This window comes from Halocynthiibacter sp. (assembly GCF_049608145.1).
In the GTDB taxonomy this organism is placed as follows: domain Bacteria; phylum Pseudomonadota; class Alphaproteobacteria; order Rhodobacterales; family Rhodobacteraceae; genus Halocynthiibacter.
Map to the genome: position 1 here is coordinate 1 of NZ_JBMYXF010000085.1, position 6,975 is coordinate 6,975.

At 55.6% G+C, this 6,975-nt stretch carries 8 protein-coding genes; all 8 read right to left on the reverse strand.

Annotated elements, in window-relative coordinates; genetic code table 11:
- On the reverse strand, nucleotides 1-240 hold a 240-nt coding region (locus tag ACPGUT_RS15500; protein ID WP_423992929.1), incomplete at its 3' end, for an HK97 family phage prohead protease.
- Between the two features lie 22 nt (nucleotides 241-262).
- Nucleotides 263-511 carry a GTA head formation protein, RCAP_rcc01685 family gene (locus ACPGUT_RS15505; protein ID WP_423992931.1) on the reverse strand — a complete coding sequence of 83 codons (249 nt, stop codon included), beginning with the start codon at nucleotides 509-511 and terminating at the stop codon, nucleotides 263-265.
- Complete coding sequence (locus ACPGUT_RS15510) at nucleotides 504-1,688, reverse strand: phage portal protein (RefSeq protein ID WP_423992933.1); 1,185 nt, start codon at nucleotides 1,686-1,688, stop codon at nucleotides 504-506. The genes ACPGUT_RS15505 and ACPGUT_RS15510 overlap by 8 nt, the downstream gene beginning before the upstream one ends.
- A 118-nt stretch (nucleotides 1,689-1,806) precedes the next feature.
- Complete coding sequence (locus ACPGUT_RS15515) at nucleotides 1,807-3,165, reverse strand: DNA-packaging protein (RefSeq protein ID WP_423992943.1); 1,359 nt, start codon at nucleotides 3,163-3,165, stop codon at nucleotides 1,807-1,809.
- Nucleotides 3,101-3,451, reverse strand: a complete 351-nt coding sequence (locus ACPGUT_RS15520; RefSeq protein ID WP_423992935.1) for a hypothetical protein — start codon at nucleotides 3,449-3,451, stop codon at nucleotides 3,101-3,103. Before ACPGUT_RS15520 ends, ACPGUT_RS15515 begins: the two co-directional genes overlap by 65 nt.
- A 217-nt stretch (nucleotides 3,452-3,668) precedes the next feature.
- On the reverse strand, nucleotides 3,669-4,259 hold the full coding sequence (locus tag ACPGUT_RS15525) for a hypothetical protein (protein ID WP_423992937.1): 591 nt from the start codon (nucleotides 4,257-4,259) through the stop codon (nucleotides 3,669-3,671).
- Nucleotides 4,260-4,435: 176 nt separating this feature from the next.
- The gene (gene mltG, locus ACPGUT_RS15530) at nucleotides 4,436-5,620 is read right to left on the reverse strand and encodes an endolytic transglycosylase MltG (protein WP_423992939.1); all 1,185 of its coding nucleotides are present in this window, start codon (nucleotides 5,618-5,620) and stop codon (nucleotides 4,436-4,438) included.
- Entirely contained in the window at nucleotides 5,620-6,891 is a 1,272-nt protein-coding gene (fabF, locus tag ACPGUT_RS15535; protein WP_423992941.1) for a beta-ketoacyl-ACP synthase II, read from the reverse strand. The genes mltG and fabF overlap by 1 nt, the downstream gene beginning before the upstream one ends.
- Between the last annotated feature and the right edge of the window lie 84 nt (nucleotides 6,892-6,975).

Sequence of the window (6,975 nt, forward strand, 5' to 3'; positions counted from 1 at the left end):
ATCCCAAACCCCAATGGGTTGGGCCGGATCATGCTGCCACAGCATTTTCACGCTGCGCCCCTTTTTCGCCAGGGCCTTCAGCGACGCCGCATAGGCCCCCGCTTCCACCACATCCCCGCCCTGATCCGCGATCCCAAAGTAAGACGCATAGCCCTCAACGGTTACCCCATCGACAAGCGTCACACCGTTTTCCATCCGGCAGAATTTCACTTCCAGCCCGGATTTGATTTCAATTGTCATGTTCTTATCCTTTCGCCGCACCCTATTTCGGCGCCGCATCAATGATCGACGTCACGCCCTGCGCCAGGATCACCCCAACCACGCCATACACCGTCAGCCAAAGCCGCTTCTCCAACCGTTCAATCATCATCTCAATCCGCTCAAGCCTCTGACTTAGCGTTTCAAACTGCATCTGATTGACACGCTCATTTGCATCAATCCGTGCACGCGCGGCATCGAAACTGTCGTATAGAAACCGCGATCCCGTATGTTTTTCAGGTGTATCAGCCATCGTCATCCGCCAGTTTTGGCAAGCCCAACAGACTGCGTTTTTCCGCATCACTCAGGAAAGACGCAGTAGAAATCCGTCGCCACTGATTTTCCCGTTCCCCCGACAATGCAGGCACCTGATCCAGATCCGGCTTCAACTCCACCTGCTCACCGGCAATGCGCGACAACCAGTCAGACACAGCCGCTGTCACTTTTGTCGCCAAGGGCAGCACAGTCAGACGGTAAAACGCCCGGTTCGCTTCCTGGTAATTCGCATAGGTCGCGTCCCCCGGAATGCCCAACAGCATCGGCGGCACCCCAAAGGCCACGGAAATTTCCCGCGCCGCCGCTTCCTTGGTTTTTTGGAACTCCATGTCAGACGGGCTAAATCCCATTGGTTTCCAATCCAAACCACCCTCAAGCAACATCGGACGCCCGGCATTCGCCGCCCCCTGATGATAGCTGGCCATATCCGATTGCAGCCGCTCATATTGGTCCTGGCTCAACTGCGCCTGCCCCTCACCGCCATGATAGACAAACGCCCCGGACGGCCTTGCCGCATTGTCCAACAGCCCCTTGGACCAACGGCTCGCGGCATTATGCACATCAATCGCACTGGCCGCCGCCCGCATCGGGGACAGGCCATAATGATCATCCTGCGGATGGAAAGTCTTGATATGGCAAATCGGCTGAATTTCACCGGTCATATCAAACCGGTGCCGACGCCCGCCCACCGCATATTCATAAGCAACCGGCCAGCCATCCGCACCCGGCACCACATTCATGCGATCAGATCGCAATACATGCATCTCGGCCGCCTTGCCATCACCATCGGGTACAACCTCAATATAGCCATTCCCGGACAAAAGCATCTGCCCATACAATGCCTCAAACAACTCCGCACGGCCCTGGCCCGCATTTGGCCTGCGCACCAGATCCAGAACCGGATGCTGCTCAAAACGCCGCTCCGCATCCTGCAAAACCAGGGGCAAAGCTGCCGCCGCTTCCGCAATCAGTTTCACGCTGCGAAAGCCCACGGGGTTGCCTGTGAAACCGGCCTTTGTCAGACTCACCACGTCACGCGGGCTCCAGGCCACACGGCCAGACATGCCGCCTTGCATCGCAATCACCGGTCCCGCAGCCGAGGCCTTTATCTCCGTTTCCGGCCGTGCTGATTTTCTGAAGAAATCAAATACCATAGAGCTCTCTCCTCATGTGCTTTACTGGCCACCAAAGCCATTACGCCCGGACATGCCTTTCAAGGTCGGTCCAAAAAACCGCCCCATTCATCTTGCTAAAAATACTCAAATTTCGACGCTATAACCCGCGCACCTGAGGCTGTTTATATGTCGATGCGGGATCAATCATCAGATCCTGCAAGGCCCAGACAAGGGCATCCACTCGATCGGGGCTGCCATTGCCCGCATACCCATGGGCGCTCATCAGGCACATCTGGTCTTCCAGTGCCCCCAATCCCCGCACATGCCGCACGCGCCCCTGCTCATACAAGGCCGCCACAGGTTCCGCACGCACCACCTTGCCTCGACTGGCCCGCACACCGCTATAGGGCACCAAAGGATCAATCTGGCGAATAATCGTTTCCACCATATCGCCGCCCTGATTGACCTCAGCCACCAGACGATCCGCGTCAAATTCCTGCATCGCATCAATCGCGGCTTGGGCCCATTGCGTGGGCGAGCTCGCCGCAACACTCGCATCTTTCAAAACCCAGGCCCGCCAGTCCTGCGGTGCGCCTTTACACACGACCCCAGCGACAACAATCCCACATTCATCCGATCCCGCATGCCCTGTCACCGGCGGATCCACGGCCACAACAATCCGATCAAATTCCGGCACAACATCATCGCGCACCGCCTCGATCATCTCCTGACGCCACAATGCGCCCTCCGTATCCTGCAACAACACGCCATCCAATTCCTGACGCCCAAGCCGCGTTCCCGCATACCGCGTGCGGATTTCCTCTAGGAAACTATCCGCCAAATACGCCCTATTCGCCTCTGTTGGGGCATGGGTTGCCACCGTCGTTGGGTTCGCCATAATCGCCTTTAACACAGGCACATTGCGCGGCGTTGTTGTCACGCATTGCCGCGGCATATCCCCCAGACGCAAACCAAACTGCAACATATCCCAGCTTTCCTGCGACTTCTTCCATTTCGCCAGCTCATCCACCCAGGCCGCATCAAACTGTGGCCCGCGTAGGTTCTCTGGCTCATGGGCTGAAAACGCCTGGGCCATCGCGCCATTGGGCCAAATCAACTGCCGCTTTCCCGCATGCCATTCCGGCATCCGATCCGGCGGCGAACAGGCCATGATCCCACTGTCACCGAAAATCATAACATCACGCACCTGGTCAAAAGTCTCTCCGACCAGCGCCACACGACTGGAGCGCCCCGCATCAAGGGGTTTTGCCCCTTCAACCTCGGATCGCACCCATTCAGCCCCCGCCCGGGTCTTGCCCGCGCCACGTCCGCCAAGACACAGCCAGGTGCGCCAATCGCGCCCATCTTCACATGTCTCAGGCGGCAATTGATGCGGCAACGCCCAGAACTCAAACAAAAAAGGAAGCGCCAAAAGCGCTTCCTTAGATAGGTCATTCAGGAATGTCTCCTGTTCGTGAGGCGTCGCGCAGGCAAGCCAGTCTGCGCCCGATCTCAGTTCTTGCGTCACCGAGATCGAGCACAGTACCGGGTCCACCTCTGGCGACACCGTCAAGTTTTGCTCTGCGCTTTTCAATTTCTTGCCTTTCATGGATGAAATACCCAAGCGCCTTCATATAGACGCCCAGGTCTTTCTTCACTTCGCTGTCCACAGGCCCCCCGCCCGCTTCCAACTGGTTCATCCTGTCCTGCAGAACCTTCTCTGCAGCCACGAAAAATTCTTCCGCCGACGTCAGAAGTGCTTCCGCTGACAGATGATCTGTATCGGGTGTGATAAGTACCATATTATTGTAAACCCGCCTCTCATGCTGACCGCACGAGCAGAAACAGAAAAGCGGCGCCAAGGTTTCCCCCGTGCCGCTTACCCACTTCTTCCAGCTTGTCACAAGTTATACATAGGACCGTTCGATAAGTCAAGCGAAATACACGCATAGGCTGAGTGCGCTGAGAGTAAGGGCTCGTTAACAAACAACACCTCACCCTTATTTCATAGGCTAATCCTTATAAACGAAACTGAACCAATCTCCAGTTCATCAGCCAGTGTGCACCATCTCCGCGAAACCGAAATTCATCTGTAACTAGGGTTGTACCGTCACTGTTGCCCCGAAACCGACTGTATAAATCGGGATAAACCCGTGCTGAAACGCCGATTTTATCATCTTCATCTCCGGATTGAGGAAGTCGGGCCCCATTCATTGCAAGCCAGAGATTTGAAGTTCCAGGCGTGCCCCCCGACCTAAAAATTGGATCAAGCGAGGCTTCCACATCATTCATCATTGTCCGACGGGCCTGTCGGCGATCTGCTGGGCTTGTGGCATCATTTTCCATAGCCCGGACACCAAACCCAAAAAACGGCGAACCAGAATAAGGTACAATGGGCGTAACGGCTTCAAGTTCCTCAATCGTTGATGATCCCCGCGCCCAGATACCACCAGCATAGTTATTCGCCAACTGTCCGCCATCCTGCACATAAACCTGCGTCCGGCGCTGGTGTCCTGTCACAAAAACAAACTCTAGGCGAGGTTCATCACCGCGCCAATCTTCTGTATCAAACACCCGCAGACTATATTGAACCTGTAATGCATCTATCATTTTACTAACCTTCCAAACATCTAAAAATACAACCCTTCCGGGCCATATCAAACGTGATGCAAAACCGCTTCGTTATGCAATATCACCCGCTAATCAACTGTAATAAATGAAAAAGACCGCAGATCGCTTGTGCAATCTGCAGCCTTTAAGTTGTTCATCTCAGGAAAACTGATAAATCAGTTCCCAGCCGCGGCCGCTTCTTCCGCGCGTTGCGCTTCGATCTCGCGCCACTTCGCGACATTGGCGTTATGTTCCTGCAAGGTCCGCGCAAAAGCGTGCCCGCCGGTGCCATCCGCCACAAAGAATATGTAATCCGTGTCGTCCGGGTTCAGCGCGGCATCAATCGCAGCCTTACCAGGATTGGCAATCGGTGTCGGCGGCAGCGCGTCAATCACATAGGTATTCCATGGGGTTGGACGACGCAGTTCTGATTGGCGCAGCCCCCGGCCCAGCGATCCCTTCCCTTCCGTGATGCCATAGATCACAGTTGGGTCGGTCTGCAGGCGAATGCCCTGGTTCAGACGGTTTACAAAGACACTGGCCACCATCGGGCGTTCCGACCCGACACCGGTTTCTTTCTCAATGATAGACGCCATGATCAACGCTTCCTGCGCATTTTCATAAGGCAGCCCATCCGCACGATTTTCCCAAGCTTCCGCCAGAATATCTTCCTGCGTCGCAACCATCTGTGCAATCAGCTCATTGCGATCGGTACCGGCACGCACATCATCCCCCAAAGGCGCAAGCGTCCCCTCTGCAGGCACCTCTGCGATCTCTCCCTCAAGGAAATCAGCCGCCTTCAACGCCTCAACGATCTGCCAGCTGGTGATGCCCTGTGCCATTGTAATCCGATAGCGCACAGACGGATCCTGACGCAGTTCGGTATAGACCTCAGGCACCTCATCTTCCGCCGGATTAAACCGTGCAACTTCAATGTATTCACTGGTTGCAGGGTCCAACTCATTCACCCGGACCTGCGCCCGCAGAATACCGATTTGATAGTTAATCTCAGTGCCACAAGTGGATCGACCAGACCCGGTGATAACCGCGTTGATATCCGCCATAGAAGACCCAGGTTCCAGCAGGAAACTGCCCGCTTTCAGCAGATGGTTACGCCCGGCATATTGTGAACCAACCTTGAAGATTGCAGCATTGGAAACCGCACCCTGCTGGTCCAAAACCTTCCCGACTTGGGTCATATTCGAAACACCAGACGCGCCGCCGACCTGCAGACAGATCGCCTGGGTCAATGGGCCAGGGGCCTCATATTGTTTTTTCCCCCAAGCCACAACGCCGACACCTGCAAAGGTCAGAACCCCGATCAGCGTCAGCGCATTGGCGGCAACATGGCGCGCAAACATCAGTCGCGCACCTTGCCAACAACCAGAGACGCGTTTGTACCACCAAAGCCAAAGCTGTTGGACAATGCGACGTTGATCTCACGTTTCACAGGTTTCAATGGCGCAAGATCCAACGGGCTATCAACAGCTGGGTTTTCCAGGTTCAATGTTGGCGGGGCAACTTGATCGCGGATCGCAAGAATACAGAAGATCGCCTCAACCGCGCCAGCCGCGCCCAAAAGGTGACCGATTGCAGATTTTGTGGATGACATGGTCGCAGTGTTCGCCGCATCCCCCATCAAACGTTCCACAGCGCCCAATTCAATCGTATCCGCCATTGTGGATGTGCCGTGTGCGTTGATGTAATCAATGTCACCCGGTGCAACACCCGCACGTTTCAACGCAGCCGCCATGGACCGAAAGCCACCATCGCCATCGGAAGACGGTGCAGTGATGTGATAGGCATCCCCTGACAGACCATAGCCAAGAACCTCAGCATAGATCTTCGCACCACGGGCTTTCGCGTGCTCGTATTCTTCCAGAACAACAACGCCAGCGCCTTCGCCCATAACGAACCCATCCCGGTCGCCATCATAAGGACGGCTCGCAGCCTTCGGATCATCCGCGCGTTTTGTGGACAGCGCCTTACAAGCGTTAAAGCCCGCGATTCCAATCTCAGAAATCGGGCTTTCAGCCCCACCGGCAATCATCACATCCGCATCATCAAGCATAATCAAACGGGCCGCATCGCCAATCGCATGGGCCCCTGTGGAACAGGCGGTCACAACCGCGTGGTTCGGGCCTTTGAAACCATAGCGAATGCCAACCTGGCCAGAAATCAAATTGATCAGCGCAGATGGGATAAAGAATGGGCTCACGCGGCGCGGGCCTTTTTCTTTCAGCATCACAGCCGTATCCGCAATCGCAGACAGGCCACCAATACCAGACCCGATCATCACGCCCGTGCGCAGACAGGCTTCTTCATCGCCGCTTTCCTTCGGATCCCAGCCCGCGTCTTTCACCGCTTGATCCGCAGCCGCCATACCGTAAAGGATGAAATCATCGACCTTACGCTGTTCTTTGGGCTCCATGTAAGCATCCGGGTTGAACGTGCCATCAGACCCGTCACCGCGCGGAATTTCACAGGCATATTTTGTGGTCACACGTTCCGCATCAAAGTGCGTGATAGGTCCGGCACCGGACTGACTGTCGAGAATGCGCTCCCAGGTGGTTTCAACACCATCCCCAAGCGGAGTGACCATTCCAAGACCTGTGATAACTACCCGACGCATGGCTCTGCCCTTTTCATTGTCGTTTCCTCGCAAGTACATACCTTGCAAGGCCCCGATGGGGCAAGAGCCACTGTGCAATTCACA